At 71.1% G+C, this 25,318-nt stretch carries 21 protein-coding genes; 7 read left to right on the plus strand and 14 right to left on the minus strand.

Features of this window, described 5'->3' with window-relative positions:
* Positions 1-87 precede the first annotated feature (87 nt).
* Entirely contained in the window at positions 88-255 is a 168-nt protein-coding gene (locus B100_RS37145; RefSeq protein WP_199785194.1) for a hypothetical protein, read from the plus strand.
* Between the two features lie 92 nt (positions 256-347).
* Here B100_RS37145 and dnaE read toward each other — a convergent pair whose 3' ends face one another.
* Positions 348-3,887, minus strand: a complete 3,540-nt coding sequence (gene dnaE, locus B100_RS0100620) for a DNA polymerase III subunit alpha (RefSeq protein ID WP_024882536.1) — start codon at positions 3,885-3,887, stop codon at positions 348-350.
* Between the two features lie 194 nt (positions 3,888-4,081).
* Between dnaE and B100_RS0100625 the strand changes: the two genes are divergently transcribed.
* The 4 genes from B100_RS0100625 (at position 4,082) to B100_RS0100640 (ending at position 8,886) form a co-directional block, all read left to right on the plus strand.
* Positions 4,082-5,428: a DUF2252 domain-containing protein gene (locus B100_RS0100625; RefSeq protein ID WP_024882537.1), complete on the plus strand. Its 1,347-nt coding sequence runs from the start codon at positions 4,082-4,084 to the stop codon at positions 5,426-5,428.
* Positions 5,429-5,495: 67 nt separating this feature from the next.
* Positions 5,496-6,194 carry a hypothetical protein gene (locus B100_RS0100630; RefSeq protein ID WP_024882538.1) on the plus strand — a complete coding sequence of 233 codons (699 nt, stop codon included), beginning with the start codon at positions 5,496-5,498 and terminating at the stop codon, positions 6,192-6,194.
* A gap of 96 nt (positions 6,195-6,290) precedes the next feature.
* The gene (locus B100_RS0100635; protein WP_024882539.1) at positions 6,291-7,103 is read left to right on the plus strand and encodes a DsbA family protein; all 813 of its coding nucleotides are present in this window, start codon (positions 6,291-6,293) and stop codon (positions 7,101-7,103) included.
* Positions 7,104-7,203: 100 nt separating this feature from the next.
* On the plus strand, positions 7,204-8,886 hold the full coding sequence (locus B100_RS0100640; protein WP_024882540.1) for an alkaline phosphatase D family protein: 1,683 nt from the start codon (positions 7,204-7,206) through the stop codon (positions 8,884-8,886).
* A 24-nt stretch (positions 8,887-8,910) separates the two neighbouring features.
* On the opposite strand, the gene B100_RS0100645 is transcribed toward B100_RS0100640, so the two are convergent.
* Complete coding sequence (locus B100_RS0100645; protein WP_024882541.1) at positions 8,911-9,495, minus strand: dienelactone hydrolase family protein; 585 nt, start codon at positions 9,493-9,495, stop codon at positions 8,911-8,913.
* Positions 9,496-9,602: 107 nt separating this feature from the next.
* On the opposite strand from B100_RS0100645, the gene B100_RS0100650 reads away from it, so the two are divergent.
* Complete coding sequence (locus B100_RS0100650; RefSeq protein WP_024882542.1) at positions 9,603-10,775, plus strand: mechanosensitive ion channel domain-containing protein; 1,173 nt, start codon at positions 9,603-9,605, stop codon at positions 10,773-10,775.
* A 7-nt stretch (positions 10,776-10,782) separates the two neighbouring features.
* Here B100_RS0100650 and B100_RS0100655 read toward each other — a convergent pair whose 3' ends face one another.
* From B100_RS0100655 to B100_RS0100680, 6 genes are all read right to left on the minus strand, one after another.
* The gene (locus B100_RS0100655) at positions 10,783-11,526 is read right to left on the minus strand and encodes an SDR family NAD(P)-dependent oxidoreductase (RefSeq protein ID WP_024882543.1); all 744 of its coding nucleotides are present in this window, start codon (positions 11,524-11,526) and stop codon (positions 10,783-10,785) included.
* Between the two features lie 50 nt (positions 11,527-11,576).
* Positions 11,577-13,169 (minus strand): Na+/H+ antiporter, encoded by a 1,593-nt coding sequence (locus tag B100_RS0100660; protein ID WP_024882544.1) that lies wholly within the window; start codon positions 13,167-13,169, stop codon positions 11,577-11,579.
* Positions 13,170-13,250: 81 nt separating this feature from the next.
* On the minus strand, positions 13,251-13,718 hold the full coding sequence (locus B100_RS0100665) for a GNAT family N-acetyltransferase (protein ID WP_024882545.1): 468 nt from the start codon (positions 13,716-13,718) through the stop codon (positions 13,251-13,253).
* Entirely contained in the window at positions 13,715-14,659 is a 945-nt protein-coding gene (locus B100_RS0100670; RefSeq protein WP_024882546.1) for an RluA family pseudouridine synthase, read from the minus strand. Before B100_RS0100670 ends, B100_RS0100665 begins: the two co-directional genes overlap by 4 nt.
* Before the next feature lie 83 nt (positions 14,660-14,742).
* Positions 14,743-15,384, minus strand: a complete 642-nt coding sequence (gene lspA, locus B100_RS0100675; protein WP_024882547.1) for a signal peptidase II — start codon at positions 15,382-15,384, stop codon at positions 14,743-14,745.
* Positions 15,385-15,449: 65 nt separating this feature from the next.
* Positions 15,450-16,388, minus strand: a complete 939-nt coding sequence (locus B100_RS0100680; RefSeq protein ID WP_037722355.1) for a TraR/DksA family transcriptional regulator — start codon at positions 16,386-16,388, stop codon at positions 15,450-15,452.
* Positions 16,389-16,959: 571 nt separating this feature from the next.
* Here B100_RS0100680 and ileS point away from each other — a divergent pair.
* On the plus strand, positions 16,960-20,103 hold the full coding sequence (gene ileS, locus B100_RS0100685; RefSeq protein WP_024882549.1) for an isoleucine--tRNA ligase: 3,144 nt from the start codon (positions 16,960-16,962) through the stop codon (positions 20,101-20,103).
* A gap of 211 nt (positions 20,104-20,314) precedes the next feature.
* Here the strand turns inward: ileS and B100_RS0100690 are convergent, their stop codons facing one another.
* From B100_RS0100690 to ftsZ, 6 genes are all read right to left on the minus strand, one after another.
* Positions 20,315-21,466, minus strand: a complete 1,152-nt coding sequence (locus B100_RS0100690) for a DivIVA domain-containing protein (RefSeq protein WP_024882550.1) — start codon at positions 21,464-21,466, stop codon at positions 20,315-20,317.
* Between the two features lie 52 nt (positions 21,467-21,518).
* A complete protein-coding gene (locus B100_RS0100695) occupies positions 21,519-21,809 on the minus strand; it encodes a YggT family protein (protein WP_004932337.1) in 291 nt (96 codons plus the stop codon).
* Positions 21,810-21,857: 48 nt separating this feature from the next.
* Positions 21,858-22,499 (minus strand): cell division protein SepF, encoded by a 642-nt coding sequence (locus B100_RS0100700; protein ID WP_024882551.1) that lies wholly within the window; start codon positions 22,497-22,499, stop codon positions 21,858-21,860.
* 128 nt (positions 22,500-22,627) lie between these two features.
* Entirely contained in the window at positions 22,628-23,347 is a 720-nt protein-coding gene (locus B100_RS0100705) for a YggS family pyridoxal phosphate-dependent enzyme (protein WP_024882552.1), read from the minus strand.
* A 6-nt stretch (positions 23,348-23,353) separates the two neighbouring features.
* Positions 23,354-24,082: a peptidoglycan editing factor PgeF gene (gene pgeF, locus B100_RS0100710; protein WP_024882553.1), complete on the minus strand. Its 729-nt coding sequence runs from the start codon at positions 24,080-24,082 to the stop codon at positions 23,354-23,356.
* Positions 24,079-25,275: a cell division protein FtsZ gene (ftsZ, locus tag B100_RS0100715; protein WP_024882554.1), complete on the minus strand. Its 1,197-nt coding sequence runs from the start codon at positions 25,273-25,275 to the stop codon at positions 24,079-24,081. The genes pgeF and ftsZ overlap by 4 nt, the downstream gene beginning before the upstream one ends.
* Between the last annotated feature and the right edge of the window lie 43 nt (positions 25,276-25,318).

Here is a 25,318-nt window from a genome sequence, read left to right on the forward strand (position 1 = left end):
GACGGTAATTGTCCGACATGCGTGGGTTATCGGCCTGTGTGAATCTGAATTCGGCCCTGGCCCCTAGTCCCCACAGGAGGCAACACCATGGCCAAGAACAAGAACCGTGACCGTAAGCAGCCCCAGGCCGAGCGCAGCCCGCGCGCCGCGCAGACGTCCACCCTGGAGACCCCGGACGAGCAGCGCACCACGCAGGTGGTGCCCGGCGAGGTCGGCCCCGGCAAGGGCCGGCAGAAGCGCTTCGGCCACAACTGACACCGGTGTGAAGGGCCGTTGCGGCCCGGCCGTACAGGAAGAGGGGCGCACCCGTCGCGGGTGCGCCCCTCCGGCGCGTCGGGGGCCTGTGTCTAACCGGCCAGGCAGGACGGTCCGAGCAGCACCTTCAGGTCGCCGAACAGGGCCGGATCGGGCTTGACCCGGTGCCGGTCGAGGCGCAGGACCGTCGTCTTCGTCGGGCCCTGCAGCTTGATGCGGACCTCGCTGTCGCCCCTGTGGTGGGTGAGGATCTCGCCGAGCCGGCTGACCATGGGCGGGGTGACGCGGGTGGCCGGGATGGTGAGCACCACGGGCGCGTTGGTGCCGGCGTGGGACAGGTCGGGGACCTGGAGCTCCATCGCGACCAGGCGCGGCACGTCCTCCCGCTTGTCGAGCCGGCCCTTGACGAACACCACGGCGTCCTCGACGAGTTGCGTCGAGACGAGCTGGTAGGTCGCCGGGAAGAACATGCACTCGATGGAGCCCGCGAGGTCCTCCACGGTGGCGATCGCCCAGGCGTTACCCTGCTTGGTCATCTTGCGCTGGAGGCCGGAGATGATGCCGCCGATGGTGACCACCGCGCCGTCACCGAAGTCGCCGCCGGTGAGCTGGGAGATGCCGGCGTCGGCCTTGTCGGACAGCACGTGTTCCAGACCGAACAGCGGGTGGTCGGAGACGTAGAGGCCGAGCATCTCGCGCTCCTGCGCGAGCAGGTAGGTCTTGTCCCACTCGTCGTCGGTGAACTGCACGTCGAGGCCGAAGCCGGGCTCGTCGGTCTGCTCCTCGCCCATGCCGCCGAAGAGGTCGAACTGTCCTTCGGCCTCCTTGCGCTTGACCGCCACCACGTTGTCGATCATCGGCTCGTACTGGGCGGTGAGGCCCTTACGGGTGTGCCCCATGGAGTCGAAGGCGCCGGCCTTGATCAGCGACTCGGTGGTGCGCTTGTTGCAGACGACCGCGTCGACCTTGTCGAGGTAGTCCGGGAAGGACGTGTACTTCCCCTTGGCCTTGCGGCACTTGATGATCGACTCCACGACGTTGGTGCCGACGTTGCGCACCGCGGAGAGGCCGAAGAGGATCACGTCGTCGCCCTGCGCGGCGAAGTTGGACTCGGACTCGTTGACGTTGGGCGGGAGCACCTTGATGCCCATGCGGCGGCACTCGTTCAGGTAGACCGCCGACTTGTCCTTGTCGTCCTTCACCGAGGTGAGCAGCGCCGCCATGTACTCGGCGGGGTGGTTGGCCTTGAGGTAGGCCGTCCAGTACGACACCAGGCCGTACGCGGCGGAGTGCGCCTTGTTGAAGGCGTAGCCGGCGAAGGGGACCAGCACGTCCCAGAGCGCCTGGATGGCTTCGTCGCTGTAGCCGTTCTTGCGGGCGCCGGCCTGGAAGATGGTGAAGTTCTTCGCCAGTTCCTCGGGCTTCTTCTTGCCCATCACGCGGCGGAGGATGTCGGCCTCGCCGAGCGAGTAGCCGGCGATGATCTGGGCGGCCTTCTGCACCTGCTCCTGATAGACGATCAGGCCGTGGGTGACGTCCAGGACCTCCCTGAGCGGCTCCTCCAGCTCGGGGTGGATGGGCGTGATGTCCTGCTGGCCGTTCTTGCGCAGGGCGTAGTTGGTGTGCGAGTTCATGCCCATCGGGCCCGGCCGGTACAGGGCCGACACGGCGGAGATGTCCTCGAAGTTGTCCGGCTTCATCAGCCGGAGCAGGGAGCGCATCGGTCCGCCGTCGAACTGGAACACGCCGAGGGTGTCGCCGCGCTGGAGCAGGTCGAAGGTCGTGGGGTCGTCCAGGGGCAGCGACAGCAGGTCGATGTCGATGCCCTTGTTGGCCTTCACCATCTTGACGGCGTCGTCCATGATGGTCAGGTTCCGCAGGCCCAGGAAGTCCATCTTCAGCAGGCCGAGCGACTCGCAGCTCGGGTAGTCCCACTGCGTGATGGTCACGCCGTCGGTGTGCCGGACCCAGACCGGGACGTGGTCGGTGATGGTCTCGCTGGACATGATCACGCCGGCCGCGTGCACGCCCATCTGCCGCACCAGGCCCTCGACGCCCTTGGCGGTGTCGATGACCTTCTTCACGTCCGGCTCGTTCTCGTACATCCCGCGGACCTCGCCGGCCTCGGAGTACCGGGGGTGCGAGGGGTCGGTGATGCCGGACAGCGGGATGCCCTTGCCGAGAACGTCGGCGGGCATGGCCTTGGTGATGCGGTCGCCCATCGCGTACGGGTAGCCCAGCACGCGCGCGGAGTCCTTGATGGCGTTCTTCGCCTTGATGGTGCCGTACGTGCCGATCATGGCGACCTTGTCGGCGCCGTACTTCTCCGTCACGTAGCGGATCACCTCGACGCGCCTGCGCTCGTCGAAGTCGATGTCGACGTCGGGCATGGAGATGCGCTCGGGGTTGAGGAAGCGCTCGAAGATCAGGCCGTGCGGGATCGGGTCGAGGTCGGTGATGCCGAGGGCGTAGGCGACGATCGAGCCGGCCGCGGAGCCTCGGCCGGGACCGACGGCGATGCCCTGCTTCTTCGCCCACATGATGAAGTCGGCGACGACGAGGAAGTAGCCCGGGAAGCCCATCGAGATGATGGTGTCCATCTCGTACTCGACCTGCTTCATGCGGTCGTCCGGGATGCCGCCCGGGAAGCGGCGGTTCATGCCGCGCAGCACTTCCTCGCGGAACCAGCTGACCTCGGTGTACCCCTCCGGGATGTCGAACTTCGGCATCAGGTCGCGCTTCTCGAACATGCCGGTGGTGTCGACCATCTCGGCGATCAGTCGCGTGTTGGCGCAGCCCTGCTGCCAGGCGTCCGAGGAGTCGATGGCGTACATCTCGTCCGTGGACTTCAGGTAGTAGCCGGTGCCGTCGAACTTGAAGCGGTCCGGGTCGGAGAGGTTCTTGCCGGTCTGGATGCACAGCAGCGCGTCGTGCGCCGTCGCCTCGTGCGCGTAGGTGTAGTGCGAGTCGTTGGTGACCAGCGGGGGGATGCCGAGCTTCTTGCCGATCTCCAGCAGGCCGTCGCGGACCCGGTGCTCGATGTCGATGCCGTGGTCCATCAGCTCCAGGAAGTACCGGTCCTTGCCGAAGATGTCCTGGTAGTCGGCGGCGGCCTTGAGGGCCTCGTCGAAGTGGCCGAGGCGCAGCCGGGTCTGCACCTCGCCGGAGGGGCAGCCGGTGGAGGCGACGATGCCCTCGGACCACTTGGCGATGGTCTCCTTGTCCATCCGGGGCCACTTCTGCAGCCAGCCCTCGGCGTAGGCGTCGGAGGAGAGCCGGAAGAGGTTGTGCAGGCCGGTGCTGTTCACCGCCCACATCGTCTTGTGGGTGTAGCCGCCGGAGCCGGAGACGTCGTCGCGCTTCTGGTGCGGCTGGCCCCACTGGATCTTGCGCTTGTTCCGCCGGGACTCGGGGGCGACGTACGCCTCGATCCCGATGATCGGGGTGACCCCGGCCTTCTGCGCGGTGTGGAAGAAGTCGTACGCCCCGTGCAGGTTGCCGTGGTCGGACATGGCGATGTGGCTCATGCCCATCTCGTTGCAGGCGTTGAACATGTCCTTCAGCCGCGCGGCACCGTCCAGCAGCGAGTACTGGGTGTGGACGTGCAGGTGCGTGAACGGCGGCTTCGACACGGTGCGGCCTCCAGGTGCTGCGGCGGCAGACGGACGGACGGGGACAGCGTCGAAGTCTATGCCCCGGGACCGACACCCCGAGCCGGTCCCCACGTACCTTCGGGCGGGTCGCGGGCACTCCCGCGACCCGCCGCGCGTTAGGCAGGGGACGGATTGGCCGTCCCCCCAGATTCCGCACCAGGAGGCACCCAGCGATGTCGGTCCCGCAGCTCAACGACGAGCGTCGCGGCGAGGAGATCCTCGCTGTCCTCGACACCGCCTTCGGCCGGCTCCTGGCCGCCGACCCGGCCGCGTTCCGGGTGAAGTTCCGGAAGATGGCCGCGTCGGCGTTCGCGTTCTACCGCGGGACGGCGAGCCTCTTCTACCACGACCTGTCCGCCGAGGACGCGGGGCGCGGCGGCAGCGCGTACAGCGGCCCGTACCTGGACGAGCGCACCTCGCGCGTGTGGATCCACGGCGACCTGCACGCGGAGAACTTCGGCACCTACATGGATTCCAACGGCCGCCTCGTGTTCAACGTCAACGACTTCGACGAGGCGTACGTCGGCCCCTTCCTGTGGGACCTGAAGCGCTTCGCGGCCTCGATGGCGCTGATCGGCTACGCGAAGGCGCTCAGCGACGAGCAGATCACCGATCTGGTCTCGGTGTACGCGGCCGCCTACCGGGAGCGGATCCACGCCCTGGCGACGGGCGCCAAGAGCGACGAGGTGCCGCCGTTCACCCTGGACACCGCGCAGGGCCCGCTGCTGGACGCGCTGCGTGACGCCCGTTCGCTGACGCGGTTCGGGCTGCTGGACTCGATGACCGAGATCCGCGACTTCGAGCGCCGCTTCGCCCCGGGCGGCGGCGCGATCGAGCTGGACGCGGCCACCCGCTACAAGGTGCTCGCGGCGTTCGACGGCTATCTGGAGACGCTGCCGGACTCCTCGCTGGCCCGCCCCGACTCGTACCGCGTGAAGGACGTCGTGGGCCGCCGGGGCATCGGCATCGGCTCGGCCGGGCTGCCGTCGTACAACATCCTCCTGGAGGGTCACAGCGACGCCCTGGAGAACGACGTGGTGATCTACATCAAGCAGGCGCAGACCCCCGCCGTCTCCCGGCACATCACCGACCCGGCGATCGGGGAGTACTTCCTCCACGAGGGCCACCGCACGGTGATCTCCCAGCGGGCCCTCCAGGCGCACGCCGACCCGTGGCTCGGCTGGACCGAGCTGGACGGCGCCGGCCAGCTGGTCGCGGAGGTCTCGCCGTACGCCGTGGACCTGGACTGGAGCGACCTCGACGACCCGGAGGAGATGGCGCAGGTCGTCGCCGACCTCGGCCGGGCGACGGCCGCGATGCACGCGGCGGCGGACGACACCTCCGGCGAGTCGCTGGTGCCGTTCTCCACCGAGCGGGCCATCGACGCGGCGATCGCGGCCGACGAGGACGGGCTGGTCCCGCTCCTGGTCGACTTCGCCCACGACTACGGGGCCCGCGCCCGCGGCGACCACCAGATCTTCCTCGACCTGTTCCGCAACGGCCGGATCCCGGGGCTGTAACCTTCCGCACATTCACAGGCCCCCTTTAGGGACCCCTTACCGGAGCACGTGCCACACTCGTACCGCCATGGACATATCCGGACCCCAGCTCAGAGCCGTTCGCGCGGCACTGTTCACGGCTGTCGTCGTGACGCTCAGCACCGCGTCGCACGTACTGCTGTCCGGGGCTCCGCTGCCGCTGAACACGGTGGCCGCGATCGCCGCCGCCGTGTTCCTCCTGGCGTACGGGCTGGCGGGGCGGGAGCGTTCCTTCGGGCGGATCGCCGCCCTGCTGATCCCGCTGGAGCTGGCCGCCGACACGGTCTTCACCACCGGCCAGCACGTCTGCTACGGCCGCATGGGCGGCCCGGTCGCCGGTCCGCTGCGCTCCGTCGGGTTCGACGTGCTGTGCGGCGACGGCACCGGCGTGGGCGCGCCGCTGGCCCGGGTCACCGGCTCCGCCGCCGCGGGCGGCGACCAGGTGGCCGCGCTGCTCGCCGAGGCCGGCCCGGCGACCGCCTGGCTGCTGCTCGGCGCGCACGTCGGGGTGGGCCTGTTCGCCGCCGCGTGGCTGCGCCGCGGGGAGCGGGCGCTGGCGCAGCTGCTGAGCGCGGTCGCCGCGACCACCTTCCGGCCGCTGCTGGTGGCCGTGGCGGCGGTGACCGTGCGCCGAGCCCCCCGGGTGCGCCGTCCGGGCCGCACGCCGCACCGTGCCGTCGCCGTCCGCACGCTGCTCCTCGCGCACTCCCTGGGACGGCGCGGGCCGCCGTGCTCCGCCCTCGCCTGAGGCGGGCCCCGCCCCGGGCGCGCGCTGCGAAGCACCGGCAGTCCCCCGTACCCATTCCCGCACACCCGTGTGTGCGTCCCCCGTGGAGTCATCAGCATGAGCAAGCGGAACAGCCAGTCGGCCAAGATGGCGGCGCGTGAGCGTCTGCGCGAGGAGCGCGAGCGCCAGGCGAAGAAGGCGAAGATCAGGCGGCAGCTCGTCGTGGCCGCGTCGGTGGTCGGTGTGCTGGCCGCGGCAGGCGGCATCGGCTACGCGGTGGTCCAGGCGAACAAGCCGGACCACTGGGAGGCCGCGAAGGACGCCGAGCTCGTCAAGCCGGCCAACACCAGCGGCAAGGACGGCACCACCGTCGTCATCGGCAAGGCCGACGCGAAGAAGACCCTGGAGCTGTACGAGGACCCGCGCTGCCCGATCTGCGCCTCCTTCGAGCAGTCGGTCGGCAAGACCATCGACAAGGACGTCGAGGACGGCAAGTACAAGGTGCAGTTCATAGGCGCCTCGTTCCTGGACCGCAACCTCACGGGCGAGGGCTCCAAGAACGCGCTGAGCGCCCTGGGCGCCGCGCTGGACGTCAGCCCCGAGGCGTTCCTGGCCTACAAGTCGGCGCTCTACTCGACGGAGTTCCACCCCGAGGAGACGGACGACAAGTTCAAGGACGACGCGTACCTGATCAAGGTCGCCGACTCGGTGGACGCCCTGAAGAACAACAAGGAGTTCCAGGCGGCCGTGAAGGACGGCACCTACGACCGGTGGGCCCTTGAGATGTCCGACAAGTTCGACGGCAGTGACGTCCAGGGCACCCCGACGGTGAAGATGGACGGCAAGAAGCTCACCGGCTCCGACGGGGAGAACGCGCCCATGACGGTGGACGAGTTCACCGCCGCGGTCGACAAGGCGCTGAAGGGCTGACGCGGCCGGCCGACCGTCGGCCGACAGCATGCCGAAGAGCGGGCGAACTTTTCCCGGGTTCGCCCGCTCTAGCGTGTACACGTCACTAACCTGTTCGGCTGTGACCAGTCGACAGGGAACAACCGGGGCCGCCGTCTCCGCCACCGCGGACACCGCCGCCCTCGCCCCGCGCCGCCGTACGGTGGTCAAGGCCGCCGCCGCCACCGCGGCGCTGGCCGGACCGCTCGCCGCCGCGCTGCCCGCCCGCGCCGCCCAGCGGGCCCCCGCCTTCCTGCACGGTGTCGCCTCCGGCGACCCGCTGCCGGACGGCGTGCTGCTGTGGACCCGGGTGACGCCCACCCCGGAGGCGACACCGGGCTCCGGCGCCGGCCCCGACACCGAGGTGCGCTGGACCGTCGCCCGGGACAGCGGGTTCACCGACGTCGTCGCCCAGGGCTCGACCCTCGCCACCGCCGCCTCCGACCACACCGTGAAGGCGGACATCCGGGGGCTGCGGCCCGCCACCGACTACTGGTTCCGCTTCTCCGCCGGCGGCACCGACTCCCCCGCGGCCCGCACTCGCACGGCGCCCGCCGCCGACACCGCCGTGGGCGGCCTGCGCCTCGGGGTGGTCTCCTGCGCCAACTGGGAGGCCGGCCACTTCGCGGCGTACCGCCACCTCGCGGCGCGCGGCGACCTCGACGCCTGGCTGCATCTCGGCGACTACATCTACGAGTACGGCACCGGCGAGTACGGCGCCCGCGGCGAGGTCGTCCGCCCGCACTCCCCCGCCCACGAGATCGTCACCCTCGCCGACTACCGGACGCGGCACGCCCGCTACAAGACCGACCCGGATCTCCAGGCGCTGCACGCCACGGCACCGGTCGTCGCCATCTGGGACGACCACGAGTTCGCCAACGACACCTGGTCCGGCGGCGCCGGCAACCACACCGAGGGCGCGGAGGGCAGCTGGGCCGCCCGCCAGGCCGCCGCCAAGCGGGCCTACTTCGAGTGGATGCCGGTGCGTCCCGCGGTGGAGGGCACCACCTACCGGCGGCTGCGCTTCGGCAAGCTGGCCGACCTCTCGCTCCTCGACCTGCGCTCCTTCCGGTCCCAGCAGGTGTCCCTGGGCGACGGCGACGTCGACGACCCCGACCGCACCCTCACCGGCCGCGCCCAGCTGGACTGGCTCAAGGCGGGGCTGTCGGCGTCCGACACCACCTGGCGGCTGGTCGGCACCTCGGTGATGATCTCGCCGTTCTCGGTGGGCTCCCTGCCCGCGAGCCTGCTCAAGCCGCTGGCGAAGCTGCTCGGCCTGCCGCAGGAGGGACTCGCCCTCAACACCGACCAGTGGGACGGCTACACCGACGACCGGCGCGAACTCCTCGCCCACCTGCGTGCCCACGCCATCCGCAACACGGTCTTCCTCACCGGCGACATCCACATGGCGTGGGCGAACGACGTGCCGGTGAACGCGGGCACCTATCCGCTGTCGGCCTCCGCCGCCACGGAGTTCGTGGTCACCTCGGTCACCTCCGACAACCTCGACGACATCGTGAACGTCCCCGAGGGCACGGTCTCGGCGGTCGCCGCCCCGCTGATCCGGGCCGCCAACCGGCACGTCCACTGGGTCGACACCGACCGTCACGGCTACGGGGTGCTGGACCTCACCGCCGAGCGGGCGCAGATGGACTACTACGTGCTGTCCGACCGCACCGAGGCGGACTCCGGCGCGAGGTGGGTCCGCTCCTACCGCACCCGCAGCGGCACCCAGAAGGTGGAGCGGGCCGACGCCCCCGTCTGACGGCCGGCGGACCGCCCGCAGGGGTCAGTCCGCGTCCTGAGCCAGCGAGCCGAGGAAGCCGAGGGCCACCCGCCAGGTGGCCTCGGCCGCCTCCTCGTCGTGGTCGGGCAGGTCGGGGTCGGTGTAGAGGTGGCCGGCGCCCGCGTACCGGTACACCTCCACGTCGGCCCCCGTCCGGCCCATCCGCAGGTACCAGGCGGTGAGCCAGTCGTCCGTCTCGAACGGGTCGGGCTCGGCGACGTGCAGCTGCACCGGCAGCCCGTCGGCCGTGGCGTTCTCGGCGATGTCGGAGGTGCCGTGCAGCAGCAGCAGACCGCGCGCCTTGTCGTCGCCCAGGGCCAGCGTCTGCGCCACCGAGGCGCCGAAGGAGAACCCGGCGTACACCAGGCCCCGCTCCGAGTAGGGGGCGGCCGCCAGGACGGCCCGTTTCAGCAGCTCGTCCTTCCCGGTCTCCTCCTGGTACGCCGTGCCCTCCTCGACCGTGTCGAAGGTGCGTCCCTCGAAGAGATCGGGCGTCCACACCTCGTGTCCGGCCGCGCGCAGCCGGTCCGCGGCCCGGCGCACCGCCGGACGCAGCCCGTAGGTCGAGTGAAAGAGCATGATGTTCATGCGGTCCATGGTGCCAGCAGGGTGTGACGGAGCCCTCGGGCGGCACTACCCGGGAACGGACGGAAGTCACATGTTCATGCCCGTCCCGGCCGGTTAGGTTCGGTGGCATGGATGACGTGCTGCGCCCGCTGATCGTGGTGGGCGGCTCGGTGGTGCTGACGCTGCTGCTCGGCTGGGCCACCGACCTGCTGCTGCGCAAGGCCGACGAACGCCACCACGAGACACCGCTGTGGGGCCTGCTGCGCCGGGGCCGGATCCCCTACCAGCTGCTGCTCTGCGCCGCCCTGCTCAGAGGCTCCTACGACGAGACACGGCTGCTGACCTCCCACCAGGTCGGGGTGGGCCGGGCCCTGACCCTGGTGCTGATCGGGTCGGCGGCCTGGCTGACGATCCGGGTCGCCGTCGCGGTCGTGGAGACCTCGTACACCCGGTACGCCAGCAACCACCGGGAGCGCGACCCGGCCCGGGTGCGCCGGGTGCGTACCCAGGTGACGCTGATCCGCCGGGTGGTGTCGGCGGTGGTGGGCGTGGTCGCGGTGGCCTCGATGCTGCTGACGTTCCCCGCGATGCGGGCGGCCGGGGCCTCGCTGCTGGCCTCGGCCGGCATCCTCGGCATCGTCGCCGGTGTGGCCGCCCAGTCGACGCTGGGCAACATGTTCGCCGGGCTGCAGATCGCCTTCGGTGACATGGTGCGCATCGGCGACACGGTCGTGGTGGACGGCGAGTGGGGCACGGTGGAGGAGATCACGCTGACCTTCCTGACCGTACGCACCTGGGACGAGCGCCGGATCACCATGCCGGTGTCGTACTTCACCTCCAAGCCGTTCGAGAACTGGTCGCGCGGGACGCCGCAGATGACCGGCACCGTGTTCTGGCACGTCGACCACAGCGCCCCGCTGGACGCCATGCGCGAGAGGCTGCGCGACATCCTGCGGGAGTGCCCGGCCTGGGACGGCCGCGCCTACAACCTGACCGTCACGGACAGCACCCCCAGCACCCTGGAGGTGCGGGCGCTGGTGACGGCCAAGGACGCGGACGACATCTGGACGGTCCGGGTCACGGTCCGCGAGCAGATGATGCGCTTCCTGGCCGACGAGCACCCCTACGCGCTGCCCCGGGTGAACACCGCCGACGCGGTGCTGCCTCCCGGTTCGGGCGGCCGCTCGCCCGAGGACCACGTGCCCGGCGACCGTGTGTCCGACGACCACGTGCCCGGCGACCGCGTGTCCGGCGGCATACCGGCGGCGCGCCGGGTCCACTCCCACCCCCGGCAGCGCTGAGCGGCGCTCAGAGGCCGCGCTCGGCGCCGCCGTTCACCTGGACCACCTGCGAGGTGATGTGTCCGGCGCCGGGCGAGGCGAGCCAGTGCAGGGTCGCCGCGACGTCACCGGGCCGCCCCACGCGGCGGTTCGACGTCTCGGCGACCAGCGCCGCCCGCCGCTCCTCGTCCAGGCCGTCGCCGCCGAAGAACGCCGTGTCCTCGATGTAGCCGGGCGCGACCACGTTCACCGTGATGCCGTGCGGCCCCAGCTCCCGGGCCAGGGCGTGCGCGTACGGGTGCAGCCCGGCCTTGGCCGCCGCGTACGACACCCGCCCGGAGCCGCGCCGGGCGGCGATGGAGCTGAGGAAGAGCACCCGCCCGCCGGGCACGGCGAGCCGGGTGCGCAGCGCCTCGGTGAGCAGCACGGCGGTCAGCACGTTGAGCCGGAAGTTGACCGTCCAGTCGCGGGCGACGGCGTCGAGCGGGTCGTCGGCGCCCACCGGCGGTTCGAGCAGTCCGTTGCCTCCGGCGGAGTGGATCAGGACGTCCACGGCTCCGAACTCGCGGCCCACGAAGCCGGACACGCCCCGTACGGCCTCGGGGTCGGCCAGGTCGGCGGCGTAGGTCAGGGCGCCGGGCACCTCGGCCCGCTCCAGGACGTCACCGCGCCGCCCGAGCAGCAGGACCCGGTCGCCGTCGGCGGCGAACACCTGCGCGGTGGCGAGCCCGATCCCGGTGCCGCCGCCGCTGATCACAACATTGCGCGTCATACCCCGACCCTACGAAGCGAAGGGCCGGGACGGCCGCAACCCGGCGGCGCTCAGCGCAGACTGCGCACGTCCAGATGGCGCAGCACCCGGTCCACCACCTCGGGATCGGCACCCGGCTCGCTGCGCGCGCTCAGCACCTCGTGCCGGGCGGCGCTCAGCATCTCGTGCTCGATGCGCCGGACCTTCTTCAGCCGCTTGGCCCGTTGCCGGGTCGCCTCGCGCCGTTCGTCGTCCGCCATGTCCGGGCTGATCCGCACCCCCAGGTCGAACGCCCGGCGCAGCAGTTGCTCGGACAGCTCCTCCGGCAGGTCCTCGGCGGCCTCGATCTCCCGCAGCCTGCGCTTGGCGGCCTTCGCCACCCGGACGGCGAGCTCACGCTCCAGCTCCATCTCGTGGCCGGTGTCCCCGCGCACCCCGAGCTTGCCCACCAGCCACGGCAGGGTGAGCCCTTGCACCAGCAAGGTCCCCAGCACCACGCCGAACGCGATGAAGATGATCTCCGCACGGGCGGGGAAGTCGGCGCCGGAGTCCGTCTCCAGCGGGATGGCGAGGGCGAGGGCGACGGACGCCACCCCGCGCATCCCGGACCACCACATCACCACGCTCTCGCGCCAGCTCAGCGGGATGTCCTCGCCGACGTCCCGTTCGGTGTGCATCCGCTTGGTCAGCCAGGTCGCCGGCAGCAGCCAGGCCAGCCGGACCAGGACGACGACCCCGACGACCGCCCCCGCCCAGCCGAGCAGCTCGGCCCAGTGGCCGGACGCGGTCTGCACCGCGTTGTGCAGTTCCAGGCCGACCAGACCGAACGCCACCCCGGTGACGAGGGTGTCCACGATGTCCCAGAAGGTGTGTCCGGCGAGCCGGGCCATGACGTCGTCGGCGTCGGTGGCGTACTCCACGAGGAACAGGGCGGTGACGAGCACCCCGAGGACGCCCGAGCCGTGCAGCTCCTCGGCGAGGACGTACGCGGCGAACGGCACCAGCAGGGTCAGGGCGACCTGCAGGGTCGGGTCGCCGAGCAGGTCCATCGCCTTGTTGGTGGCCCAGCCGAGCACCAGCCCGACGGCGACCGCCACCACCGCCGACAGCACCAGGTCGAGCCCGGCCGACCAGGGCGAGAAGGTGCCGCTCACGGCCGCGGCCACGGCCACGTGGTAGAGCACGATGGCCGTGACGTCGTTGAACAGCCCTTCGCCCTCCAGGATCGACACCAGGCGGCGCGGCAGCCCCAGCTTGCCCGCGACGGCGGTCGCCGCGACCGGGTCGGGCGGGGCGACGAGCGCGCCGAGGGCGACGGCGGCGGCCAGCGGCAGCCCGGGCACGATCGCGTGGGCGACGACGGCGACGCAGAAGGTGGTGACGAAGACCAGCGCCACGGCCAGCAGCAGGATCGGCCGGACGTTCGCCGCGAACTGCCGCCAGGAGGTACGGCGCACGGCGGCGTAGAGCAGGGGCGGCAGCAGCAGCGGCAGGATCAGTTCGGGCGGGACGTCGACGTTCGGGACGAAGTTCAGCAGCGCCAGCACGATCCCGAACACCGTCATCAGCACCGGCGCCGGCAGTTTCAGCCGCTCTCCCACGGGGACGCTCACCACCGCCCCGAGCAACAGGGCGAACAGCAGAGCCAGCTGATCCACGGTCACCGCTCCCGGGAGGTCGACGGTCGGTCGGGTGATCTCCAGCCTGCCATGCCCGGCACCACCGGCGCGGTCACCGGCGAGCGGCTACAGCGCGCGCCGCATGGCCCGGTGCGGCATGCCGGCGTCCGGGAACTCGGGCCCGTAGGCCTCGTAGCCGAGACGCTCGTAGAAGCCGAGGGCGTGGGTCTGGGCGTGCAGGTCGACGGCGGTGAGCCCGCGGTCCCGGGCCGCCTGCTCGACGGCCCGCACGAGTGCCGCGCCGACCCCGAGCCCGCGCGCCCTCCGCAGGACCGCGAGCCGGCCGAGGGAGCCGACCGACGGGTCGCCGCCCGTCTTCGCCGCGGCGGCGGCGCCGTGCAGCAGGCGTCCGGTGCCGAGCGGGGTGCCGTCGTCCGCGACCGCGAGCACGTGCACGGCGTCCGCGTCGTGGGCGTCGTACTCGATGTCCTCGGGCACGCCCTGTTCGGCGACGAAGACCTCCTTGCGGACCGCGAAGCAGGCCTCGCGGTCGGCCGGTTCCTCCGCCACCCGGACCGTGACGGCGGAGCTCATGCGTAGGTCTCCTCGCGGACCTGGTCGAGCGCCTGCCGCAGGTCCTCGGGGTAGTCGCAGGAGAACTCGGCCCACTGGCCGTCGCCGGGGTGCTCGAAACCGAGGCGCACGGCGTGCAGCCACTGGCGGGTGAGGTGGAGCCGCTTGGCGAGCGTGGGGTCGGCGCCGTAGGTCAGGTCGCCGACGCAGGGGTGCCGGTGGGCGGCCATGTGCACGCGGATCTGGTGGGTGCGGCCGGTCTCCAGCTTGACGTCGAGCAGGGACGCGGCGCGGAAGGCCTCGATCAGGTCGTAGTGCGTGACCGACGGCTTACCCTCGGCGGTGACCGCCCACTTGTAGTCGTGCTGCGGGTGGCGGCCGATCGGCGCGTCGATGGTGCCGCTGGTCGGGTCGGGGTGGCCCTGGACCAGGGTGTGGTAGCGCTTGTCGACCGTGCGCTCCTTGAACTGGCGCTTCAGGGACGTGTACGCGTACTCGGACTTGGCGACCACCATCAGGCCCGAGGTGCCGACGTCCAGGCGGTGCACGATGCCCTGGCGCTCGGCGGCGCCGGAGGTCGAGATGCGGTACCCGGCGGCGGCCAGCCCGCCGATCACGGTCGGGCCGGTCCAGCCCGGGGAGGGGTGGGCGGCGACACCGACGGGCTTGACGATCACGACCACGTCGTCGTCGTCGTGGACGATCTCCATGCCCTCGACCGGCTCGGCGACGACCTGCACGGGGGCGGGCGCCTGCGGCATCTCCACCTCGAGCCAGGCACCGCCGCTGACCCGCTCGGACTTGCCGACCACCGACCCGTCGACCATGACCTTCCCCGCGGCGGCGAGCTCGGCGGCCTTGGTGCGGGAGAAGCCGAACATGCGGGAGATGGCGGCGTCTACGCGCTCGCCCTCCAGGCCGTCGGGCACGGGCAGGGTGCGGATCTCGGGAATCGTGCTCACCCGTCGAGTATGCCGGACGGCTCCGGTACTCCCGAACGGCAGGGAGTACCGGGGCCTGGTACCGACGCCTGGTGACCGGGGCCTCAGTCCTTGTGGACGGTGCCGTCCGGGTCGAGGCCCCGGAAGGACAGCAGCACGATGAGGATGCCGCCGCACACGATCGCCGAGTCGGCCAGGTTGAACACCGCGAAGTGCTTGGGCGCGATGAAGTCGACGACCGCGCCCTTGAAGACGCCCGGCGAGCGGAAGATCCGGTCGGTGAGGTTGCCGAGGGCGCCGCCCAGCAGCAGCCCGAGCGCGATCGCCCAGGGCAGGCTGTAGAGCTTGCGGGCGAGGCGGATGATCACCACGATCACGGCGGCGGCGATCACCGTGAAGATCACGGTGAAGGCCTCGCCGAAGCCGAAGGCCGCGCCCGCGTTGCGGATCGCCTCGAAGCGCAGCCAGTCACCGATGATCTCGACCGGCTCGTGGTGCTCCAGTTCGGCCACCACGATCATCTTGCTGGCCAGGTCGAGGAGGTAGGCGACGACGGCGACGGCGAACAGCACGGCGATCCGCCGCTTGCCGCGAGGCCGCCCGGTCTCCGCCGCCGTCCCGTCGGTACCGGCCGGCTCCTGCCCGCCGCGGTCCGGACGGACCCGGTCCTGCTCGTCCCGGTCCAGCCCGTCCCGGTCCGCGTCCGGGGTGTCCGGCGTACCGATGATGCGCTCCGCCTCTGCCACGTGAGTCCCTCAGCCTAGGTCCTTGACTGAGGACGAGGGTACGGCACGACCTGCGCGGCCGCCCTTCAGTACCGGCGCTCCTGCTTCTGCTTGCACTCGACGCACAGGGTGGCCCTCGGGAAGGCCTGCGTCCGGGCCTTGCCGATGGGTTTGCCGCAGTTCTCGCACAGGCCGTAGGTGCCCGCGTCGAGGCGCTGGAGCGCCCGCTCGAACTGGCTGAGCATCTCGCGCGCGTTCGCGGCGAGGGCGAGTTCGTGCTCGCGCGTGATGTTCTTGGTGCCGGTGTCGGCGTCGTCGTCGCCCGCGCCGTCGCCGGAGTCCCGCATCAGACCGGCCAGTGACCGCTCGGAGGAGCTGATCTCCTCGCGCAGCCGCAGCACCTCCGACATCAGCTCGGCCCGCGCCTCCTCGACCTCCGCCTCCGTCCACGGGTCCTCACCGGGGCGGACCGCGAGCTCGCCCGGCTCCACCACCCCGTGCCGGGCCTTGGGCACGGCGGTCGCCGCCGCCGCTGTGGCCGCCGGGCCAGGAGTCTTCTTCGCACCCACCGTCGTCACTCCCGTCTGCGCCGCGGCCTCGGCCGCGTCCGCGTCATCGGCCGTGCTGTGCCCGGCCACATCCTGGGTGGACCCACTGGTCCCGGCAGCGCCGTCCCCCTCGCGGTCGCCCCCTCGGGCGTCCGCGTCGGCGGTCCCCGCGACCGCCTCCTCGTGCTCCGGGCCCTTGCCGGCGGCCTTCTTCGCCGTGGCCCTTGCCGTCTTCCCGGCAGCCGTCGTGCTCGTCCCCGCCGTTCCCGCCTTCTTCGACGCCGCCGCCTTCGTCCCCGCGCCCTTCCCGGCGGCGGCCTTCGCCCCGGCGGCGCCGGCGTCCGTCGCCTTCGCCGTGGCCTTTCTCGTCCCCGCACCGCTCGCGGCCGCCGCCCCGCCGCCCCCGGCCGCGTCGGACACCGCACTCCTCCGGCCCCCGGCGTGCGTCTCGGCACCCGTCGCCTTCTTAGCCATCATGGCCGCGGCCCCTTCACATATTGTGATCTTGCGCGCAAATCGTGCTGGGACGATAAATCGACTCGGGGCCCACGGCAACGGGGCGCACCGCCCGATCACCACACCCCGCGGACGCCGCGCGGCGACCTGCATGCGTTGTGCCCAGCTACCCGCCGGGTATGCCGCCCGCACGGACGTCCCGGTATCCGAACAGACGTATCGCACCATTCGGAGCATGTCCGCCCGTACCGTCCCGGGACATGCGGTCGGCCGCTCCGCGCGCCGCGCCGTACACTGGGCGGAGCGAAAAGCGTGGATGGGGACGAGTAGCGGCGTACGCAGCCCAGAGCGACCCGGGGACGGTGTGAGCCCGGGGGCGAGCGCGACGTGAAGATCACCCCGGAGCCGCCGGAGGAAAGCCGCGGTCGCGGCGAGTAGAACCGGCATCGCGACCCCAATGAGGGGGCTCACCGGAGCGTTCGGCCGGGGGCCAAGGAGGGTGGTACCGCGGGAGCGCGCCGACGGCGGCGTGGAGACACAGCTCTCGTCCCTCCGGACGGAAGGCAGCAAGTCCGCCGGAGGAAGCCCGCTGATGACAACGCCGACGTATGGCCAGGTACCCGCCCAGGTCGACCTGCCCGCCCTCGAGCACACGGTGCTCACGTTCTGGGACGAGCAGAAGATCTTCGCCAAGAGCCTGGAGCAGTCCGAGGGACGCCCCGAGTGGGTGTTCTACGAGGGCCCGCCCACCGCCAACGGCATGCCCGGCGCCCACCACATCGAGGCGCGCGTCTTCAAGGACGTCTTCCCCCGCTTCCGGACCATGCGCGGCTACCACGTGGCCCGCAAGGCCGGCTGGGACTGCCACGGCCTCCCGGTGGAGCTCGCCGTCGAGAAGGAGCTCGGCTTCTCCGGCAAGCAGGACATCGAGGCGTACGGCATCGCCGAGTTCAACGCCAGGTGCCGCGAGTCGGTGACCCGGCACACCGACGCCTTCTCCGAGCTGACGACCCGCATGGGGTACTGGGTCGACCTCGACGAGGCCTACCGCACCATGGACCCGGAGTACGTCGAGTCCGTCTGGTGGTCGCTGAAGGAGATCTTCAACAAGGGCCTGCTGGTCCAGGACCACCGCGTCGCCCCCTGGTGCCCCCGCTGCGGCACCGGCCTGTCCGACCACGAACTGGCCCAGGGCTACGAGACGGTCGTCGACCCCTCGGTCTACGTCCGCTTCCCGCTGACCTCCGGCCCGCTGGCCGGCGAGGCGGCCCTGCTGGTGTGGACGACGACCCCGTGGACCCTGGTGTCCAACACCGCGGTCGCCGCGCACCCCGACGTCACCTACGTCGTCGCGACCGACGGCGAGGAGAAACTGGTCGTCGCCGAGCCGCTGGTCGGTAAGGCGCTCGGCGAGGGCTGGGAGACCACCGGCGAGACGTTCACCGGCGCCGAGATGGAGCGCTGGACGTACCGGCGCCCCTTCGAGCTGGTCGAGTTCCCCGAGCCCGCCCACTACGTGGTGAACGCCGAGTACGTCACCACCGAGGACGGCACGGGTCTGGTCCACCAGTCCCCCGCCTTCGGTGAGGACGACCTCAAGGTCTGCCGCTCCTACGGTCTGCCGGTGGTCAACCCGGTACGCCCCGACGGCACCTTCGAGGAGGACCTGCCGCTGGTCGGCGGGGTGTTCTTCAAGAAGGCCGACGAGCAGCTCACCGAGGACCTCCAGCAGCGCGGCCTGCTGTTCCGGCACGTCCCGTACGAGCACAGCTACCCGCACTGCTGGCGCTGCCACACCGCGCTGCTCTACTACGCGCAGCCGTCGTGGTACGTCCGCACCACGGCCATCAAGGACCGCCTGCTCCAGGAGAACGAGAACACCAACTGGTTCCCGGACACGGTCAAGCACGGCCGCTACGGCGACTGGCTGAACAACAACATCGACTGGGCGCTGTCCCGCAACCGCTACTGGGGCACCCCGCTGCCCATCTGGCGCTGTGAGAACGACCACCTCACCTGCGTCGGCTCGCTGACCGAGCTGAGCGAGCTGACCGGCACCGACCAGTCGGGGCTCGACCCGCACCGCCCGTTCATCGACGAGGTCACCTTCGCCTGCCCGCAGGACGGCTGCGGCGCCACGGCCATCCGCGTGCCCGAGGTCATCGACGCCTGGTACGACTCGGGCTCCATGCCGTTCGCGCAGTGGGGCTACCCGTACAAGAACAAGGAACTCTTCGAGTCCCGGTACCCCGCGCAGTTCATCTCCGAGGCCATCGACCAGACCCGCGGCTGGTTCTACACGCTGATGGCGATCGGCACGCTGGTCTTCGACAAGTCCTCCTACGAGAACGTCGTCTGCCTCGGCCACATCCTCGCCGAGGACGGCCGCAAGATGTCCAAGCACCTGGGCAACATCCTGCAGCCGATCCCGCTGATGGACCAGCACGGCGCCGACGCGGTGCGCTGGTTCATGGCGGCCGGCGGCTCCCCGTGGGCGGCCCGCCGCGTGGGCCACGGCACCATCCAGGAGGTCGTCCGCAAGACCCTCCTGACGTACTGGAACACGGTCGCCTTCCAGGCCCTGTACGCCCGTACGTCGAACTGGGCGCCGAGTGAGGCCGACCCGGCGCCCGCCGAGCGTCCGGTGCTGGACCGCTGGCTGCTGTCCGAACTGCACGCCCTCACCGACCAGGTGACCCAGGCGCTGGAGAACTACGACACCCAGCGGGCCGGCAAGCTGCTGTCGGCGTTCGTCGACGACCTGTCCAACTGGTACGTCCGCCGCTCCCGCCGCCGCTTCTGGCAGGGCGACAAGGCCGCGCTGCGCACCCTGCACGAGGTCGTGGAGACGGTGACCAAGCTCATGGCCCCGCTCACGCCGTTCATCACCGAGCGGGTCTGGCAGGACCTGGTCGTCCCGGTCACCCCCGGCGCCCCCGAGTCGGTGCACCTGTCCTCCTGGCCTCAGGCGGACCTGTCCGCCGTCGACCCGGAGCTGTCCCGGCAGATGGCGCTGGTGCGCCGCCTGGTGGAGCTGGGCCGGGCGACCCGCGCCGAGTCGGGCGTCAAGACCCGTCAGCCGCTGCGCCGCGCGCTGATCGCCGCGGCCGGCTTCGACTCCCTCGACCCGGCGCTGCACACGCAGATCACCGAGGAGCTGAACGTCGAGTCCCTGGCGCTGCTGTCCGAGGTGGGCGGCTCGCTGGTGGACACCACGGCCAAGGCCAACTTCCGCGCGCTCGGCAAGCGGTTCGGCAAGCGGGTCCAGGACGTGGCCAAGGCCGTCGCGAACGCGGACGCCGCCGCCCTGTCCGCGGCCCTGCGCGACGGCACGGCGTCGGTGGAGGTCGACGGTGAGACGATCACCCTCTCCCCCGACGAGGTGATCATCACTGAAACCCCTCGCGAGGGCTGGTCGGTGGCGTCCGACTCCGGTGCCACGGTCGCCCTGGACCTGGAGATCACCGAGGAGCTGCGCCGCGCGGGCCTGGCCCGTGACGCGATCCGGCTGATCCAGGAGGCGCGCAAGAACAGCGGCCTGGACGTGGCCGACCGGATCGCCCTGCGCTGGACGTCACAGGAACCCGCGACGGTCGCCGCGCTGACCGGTCACGCGGACCTCATCGCCGACGAGGTGCTCGCCACGGACTTCGCCCAGGGTGAGACGGACGACACCTACGGCGCCCCGTTCACCGACGAGGGCCTGGCGCTGACCTTCCGTCTGCGCAAGGCGTAGGACCCGGCGAACCGAAGGCCCGGCCCCCCGGAAGAATCTCCGGGGCCGGGCCTTCGGCGTTGCGTACGTCGGACAAGCCGGTCGCGGCCGAACAAACGACGCAAACACCGTGAACGCGCGTAGCACAAGGGCGGGGCCCCGGGTTGGTGAACCCGGGGCCCCGCCCTGAACGCTGCCGACTGCTACGCCGTACCTATGGCCACGGGGGCCGTCAGTTGTCGTCCTCGTCGATCAGGAAGCCACGCATCGGCGAGGGAGCCTGACCCATCGGCGACGGCCCCTGCGGACGGACCGGCGCCATGGGCTGGGTCATCGCCGGCTGCATCTGCTGCTGGCCGCCGTACGACGGGCCCGACGGTCCGCCGGGACCGCCACCCATGCCCTGGTTGCCGCCGTAGGACGGGGCACCGGCACCGGCCGGAGCCATCGAGGGCGCCGGGGACGGCGGGAGGGACGGAGCGGCGCTCGCGGGCTGACGCGGCGGGGCGAGCGAGTCGTCCGCCTGCGTCTCCAGCTGGCGCAGCTGGGACTCCAGGTAGGACTTCAGCCGCGTGCGGTACTCGCGCTCGAAGCCGCGCAGGTCCTCGACCTTGCGCTCCAGCGTGGCGCGGGCGGACTCCAGGGAGCCCATCGCGACGCGGTGCTTCTCCTGTGCGTCCCGCTCCAGGGCGTCGGCCTTGGCACGGGCGTCACGCTCGAGGCCCTCGGCACGCGAACGCGCCTCGCCCACGATCTTGTTGGCCTCGGAACGGGCCTCCGCGATCGCCTGGTCGGCGGTCTGCTGGGCCAGCGACAGGACGCGCGCGGCGCTGTCGCCACCGGGGCCGCCCTGACCGGGAAGACCCGGGCCGCCCATGTGACCGCCCATCGGGCCGCCAGGGCCCATCTGCCCCTGCATCGGGCCGCCCTGGCCCATCGGCCCGGGACCCTGACCCATGGGACCGGGACCCTGCGGGCCGCCCTGTCCGCCGGGGCCGGCGGGCAGCTGGGGAGCACCGCTCGGCAGCTGGGGCGGGCCACCCATGGGGCCACCCATCTGCTGCTGCGGCGGGCCCGATATGCCGGCGGGCACGGGACCGCCGGGACCTCGCATGCCCTGCTGGGGCATGCCCGGAGGCGGACCCTGCTGCTGTTGCTGCTGGTCCTGCGGCTCCGGGGGCTTGCGCATGTTCTGCTGGTTCTGGGCAGCGGCGCGCGTGGCCGCGGCCAGTTTGGCGCGCAGGTCCTCGTTCTCGCGGAGCAGGCGCGTCAGTTCGGCTTCGACCTCGTCGAGGAAGGCATCGACCTCGTCCTCGTCATAGCCTTCTCGGAGGCGGACGGTCGTGAACTGCTTGTTCCGCACGTCCTCGGGGGTCAACGGCATCTCTTCACCTCAACGTAGTCATCGGCAGTCGGCAAGACCGTATCGTCCACAGTCACCTCGCGAGATTGCCCACGATCGAGATCAGGATGTAGACGATGATCATCAGTACGAAGAAGGACAGGTCGAGCGCCACGCCCCCGAGACGCAGCGGCGGGATGAACCGCCGCAGAAGCTTCAGCGGTGGATCGGTGACAGTGTAGGTGGCCTCCAGGACGACCACCATCGCCTTGCCGGGTTGCCACGAGCGGGCGAACTGGAACACGTAATCCATGACCAGACGGAAGATCAGCACGATGAGGAACACCATCAGCGCGATGTAGATCACCTGCGCGAACACGCTCATGGCCTGCTTTTCCCTCTCCCCTGTACCGCTCTTGTCCGGTCCTGCGTCTCAGCTCTGGTTGAAGAACCCGCCCTCTGCGATGCGGGCCTTGTCCTCCGCCGTGACATCGACGTTAGCAGGCGACAACAGGAACACCTTCTGCGTCACCCGCTCGATACTGCCGTGAAGACCAAACACCAAACCTGCCGCAAAGTCGACAAGTCGCTTCGCGTCTGTGTCATCCATCTCAGTCAGATTCATGATCACCGGGGTGCCCTCACGGAAGTGTTCCCCGATGGTACGGGCCTCGTTGTAGGTCCGGGGGTGAAGTGTGGTGATCCGGTAAGGCTCTCGTTCCGACACGACCTTGGGCATGATCACCGGTGCGTTCTTCTCCAGGCTGGCGCGTTCTTGTGTGATGGATGCCACGGGCGCGATCCGCGCCGGACGTGGCGATTCCGCGGGCAGCGAAGCGGAACGGGACACCGGTTCGCGTGGCGCGGGAGGGTGGACGACTCGTACCTCTTCGTCCCTTTGGGGCTGATGTGCGCCGTGGGGCTGGTGGGACGGCTCGTGCCGCCGGTGGTCCCGCTCCGGCTCCGGGTCGAGTTCCGGTTCGAAATCGTCGTCTGGGTCGAATCCGCGGCCGTCGTACCCATCGTCCTCCACGAGGCCGAGGTAGACCGCCATCTTGCGCATCGCGCCGGCCATGCTCCGAGTCCTCCGCTCTGTGGTGGATCCGCTGACGACCGCCAAGTGCCCGCGATCCACTGGGTCCTTGTTCCGCCGTTGGGCGGAAATGACCATATTTTCTGCTGTGGTCCGACTTCTTGGCGACGTTACCCGAGCCTGGGGCGGACTCCGAGTACCGCACTGCCGACGCGCACATGTGTCGCTCCGGCGGCCACGGCCTGTTCGAGGTCCGCACTCATCCCTGCCGAGACCATGTTCGCAGTCGGATGGGTCCGGCGCAGGTCGGTCGACAAATCCATCAACCGCTCGAACGCCGCCTGTTGGCGTCCGGCGTACTCCCCGGTGAGCGGCGCGACGGTCATCAGTCCGCCGAGCCGAAGCCCCTCGGCGCCGGCCACCAGGTCGGCCAACTCCGCGACGCCGCCCGGCGCCACGCCTCCGCGTTCGCCCCGGCCGCCGACACCGGCGTCGAAGGCCACCTGGATCAGGCAGCCGACCTCGCGCCCGGCCCGGACGGCCTCCTTGGAGAGGGCCGACACCAGCTTGGCACGGTCGACAGACTGCACCACATCGGCATAACCGACCACCGAACGCACCTTGTTGGTCTGAAGTTGACCGACAAAATGCCAGGAAAGGGGCAGATCCTCGCAAGCCGCCGCCTTCGGGGCGGCGTCCTGGTCGCGGTTCTCGGCGACGTGCCGGACACCGAGTCCGGAGAGGATCCGTACGTCGCTCGCGGGCCAGGTCTTGGTGACCACGATCAGGGTCACCTCGTCGCGTCCGCGACCGGCGGCCTCGCACGCGGCGGTGATCCGCTCCTCCACTTTCGCCAGGTTCGCGGCGAGTTCGTCCCTACGGTCCGTCATGCCCCATCAGTCCAGCCACACATAGCCCGCGAGCCGCCCCGTGGTGCGGTCGCGGCGGTACGAGAAGTGATCGTCCGACTCCCGGGTGCACACGGACGACCGCTTCCGGTCCGGCACGCCCAGCCGGTCGAGTTGCGCGTGCACACCTGCGACGACGTCGACCGCCGGGGTGCCCCAGCCGGTCTCGGCGTACGCCGCCGGCTCGACGGCGGCCACGTCGGCGCGCATGTCCTCCGGCACTTCGTAGCACCGGCCGCACACGGCGGGCCCGGTGCGGGCGACGATCCGGGCCGGGTCGGCACCCAGTTCCGTCATGGCCCGTACGGCGGCCGGGACCACCCCGGCGACCAGTCCGGGCCGGCCCGCGTGGGCCGCGGCCACGACACCCGCGACGGGGTCGGCGAGCAGCACCGGCACGCAGTCGGCCGTGAGCACCGCCAGGGCGAGTCCGCGCCGGGCGGTGACGATCGCGTCCACCTCGGGCACCGGACGGTCGCCCCACGGCTCGTCGACGACGACCGCGTCGGCCCCGTGCACCTGGTTCATCCAGACCACGCGGGCCGGGTCGACGCCGAGCTCCTTGGCGGCCAGTTCCCGGTTGGCGCGTACGGCTCCGGGGTCGTCCCCCACCGCGCCGCCGAGGTTGAGCTCCTCGTACGGAGCGGCGCTCACCCCGCCCCACCGGTCGGTGAAGCCGAAGTGCGCGCCGCTCACGTGTTCGCGCTGTCCTATCACTTCAGGAAATCCGGGACGTCCAGTTCCTCGGCCGCGCTGTCGTAGCTCCGGGACGGCGGGACCGGCGGCTGGACGGCCGGGATGTCGGCCACCGGCTCCGGCGACGGCACCGGCTCCGGGTCCTCCTTCGGCGTGACGCTGCCGAGGGAGCCGAAGGAGGGCCGGCTCTCCTGCCGGCCCACCGGGGCGGGCTCCTCGCGCTTGACCGAGGAGGAGCCGAGGACGTTGTCCCGCTTGGCGGGCGGCTGGCCGCCGTCGAAGCCGGCGGCGATGACGGTGACCCGCACCTCGTCGCCGAGGGCGTCGTCGATCACCGCGCCGAAGATGATGTTGGCCTCGGGGTGGGCGGCCTCGCTGACGAGCTGGGCGGCCTCGTTGATCTCGAACAGGCCGAGGTCGGAGCCGCCGGAGATGGAGAGCAGCACACCGCGGGCGCCGTCGATGGACGCCTCGAGCAGCGGGGAGGAGATGGCCATCTCGGCGGCGGCCACCGCGCGGTCGTCGCCGCGGGCCGAGCCGATGCCCATGAGGGCCGAACCGGCCTCCGACATGACCGACTTGACGTCGGCGAAGTCGAGGTTGATGAGACCGGGGGTGGTGATGAGGTCGGTGATGCCCTGGACACCGGAGAGCAGGACCTGGTCCGCCGACTTGAAGGCGTCGAGGACCGACACCTGGCGGTCCGAGATGGACAGCAGCCGGTCGTTGGGGATCACGATGAGGGTGTCGACCTCTTCGCGGAGCTCCGCGATGCCGTCCTCGGCCTGGTTCGCGCGGCGCCGTCCCTCGAAGGTGAACGGGCGCGTGACCACGCCGATGGTGAGGGCACCGAGCGAGCGGGCGATGTTGGCCACGACGGGCGCGCCGCCGGTGCCGGTGCCGCCGCCTTCACCGGCCGTCACGAAGACCATGTCGGCCCCCTTGAGGACCTCCTCGATCTCCTCGCGGTGGTCCTCGGCGGCCTTGCGGCCGACGGCCGGGTTCGCTCCGGCGCCGAGTCCGCGGGTGAGTTCACGGCCGACGTCGAGCTTGACGTCGGCGTCGCTCATCAACAGCGCCTGCGCGTCCGTGTTGATGGCGATGAACTCGACGCCCTTGAGACCGACCTCGATCATCCGGTTGATGGCATTGACACCACCGCCGCCGACACCGATGACTTTGATGACTGCGAGGTAGTTCTGCGGTGCTGCCACGTCGAAGGCCTCTCGCCTCGAGTTACGTGTCGCCGAAGCGCCG

This window comes from Streptomyces sp. CNH189 (assembly GCF_000527195.1).

Coding starts and splice junctions, on each gene's coding strand:
- B100_RS37145 (WP_199785194.1), top strand. CDS start 88: ATGGCCAAGAACAAGAACCGTGACCGTAAGCAGCCCCAGGCCGAGCGC.
- B100_RS0100625 (WP_024882537.1), top strand. CDS start 4,082: ATGTCGGTCCCGCAGCTCAACGACGAGCGTCGCGGCGAGGAGATCCTC.
- B100_RS0100630 (WP_024882538.1), top strand. CDS start 5,496: ATGGACATATCCGGACCCCAGCTCAGAGCCGTTCGCGCGGCACTGTTC.
- B100_RS0100635 (WP_024882539.1), top strand. CDS start 6,291: ATGAGCAAGCGGAACAGCCAGTCGGCCAAGATGGCGGCGCGTGAGCGT.
- B100_RS0100645 (WP_024882541.1), bottom strand. CDS start 9,495: ATGAACATCATGCTCTTTCACTCGACCTACGGGCTGCGTCCGGCGGTG.
- B100_RS0100650 (WP_024882542.1), top strand. CDS start 9,603: ATGGATGACGTGCTGCGCCCGCTGATCGTGGTGGGCGGCTCGGTGGTG.
- B100_RS0100655 (WP_024882543.1), bottom strand. CDS start 11,526: ATGACGCGCAATGTTGTGATCAGCGGCGGCGGCACCGGGATCGGGCTC.
- B100_RS0100665 (WP_024882545.1), bottom strand. CDS start 13,718: ATGAGCTCCGCCGTCACGGTCCGGGTGGCGGAGGAACCGGCCGACCGC.
- B100_RS0100680 (WP_037722355.1), bottom strand. CDS start 16,388: ATGATGGCTAAGAAGGCGACGGGTGCCGAGACGCACGCCGGGGGCCGG.
- ileS (WP_024882549.1), top strand. CDS start 16,960: ATGACAACGCCGACGTATGGCCAGGTACCCGCCCAGGTCGACCTGCCC.
- B100_RS0100690 (WP_024882550.1), bottom strand. CDS start 21,466: ATGCCGTTGACCCCCGAGGACGTGCGGAACAAGCAGTTCACGACCGTC.
- B100_RS0100695 (WP_004932337.1), bottom strand. CDS start 21,809: ATGAGCGTGTTCGCGCAGGTGATCTACATCGCGCTGATGGTGTTCCTC.
- B100_RS0100700 (WP_024882551.1), bottom strand. CDS start 22,499: ATGGCCGGCGCGATGCGCAAGATGGCGGTCTACCTCGGCCTCGTGGAG.
- B100_RS0100705 (WP_024882552.1), bottom strand. CDS start 23,347: ATGACGGACCGTAGGGACGAACTCGCCGCGAACCTGGCGAAAGTGGAG.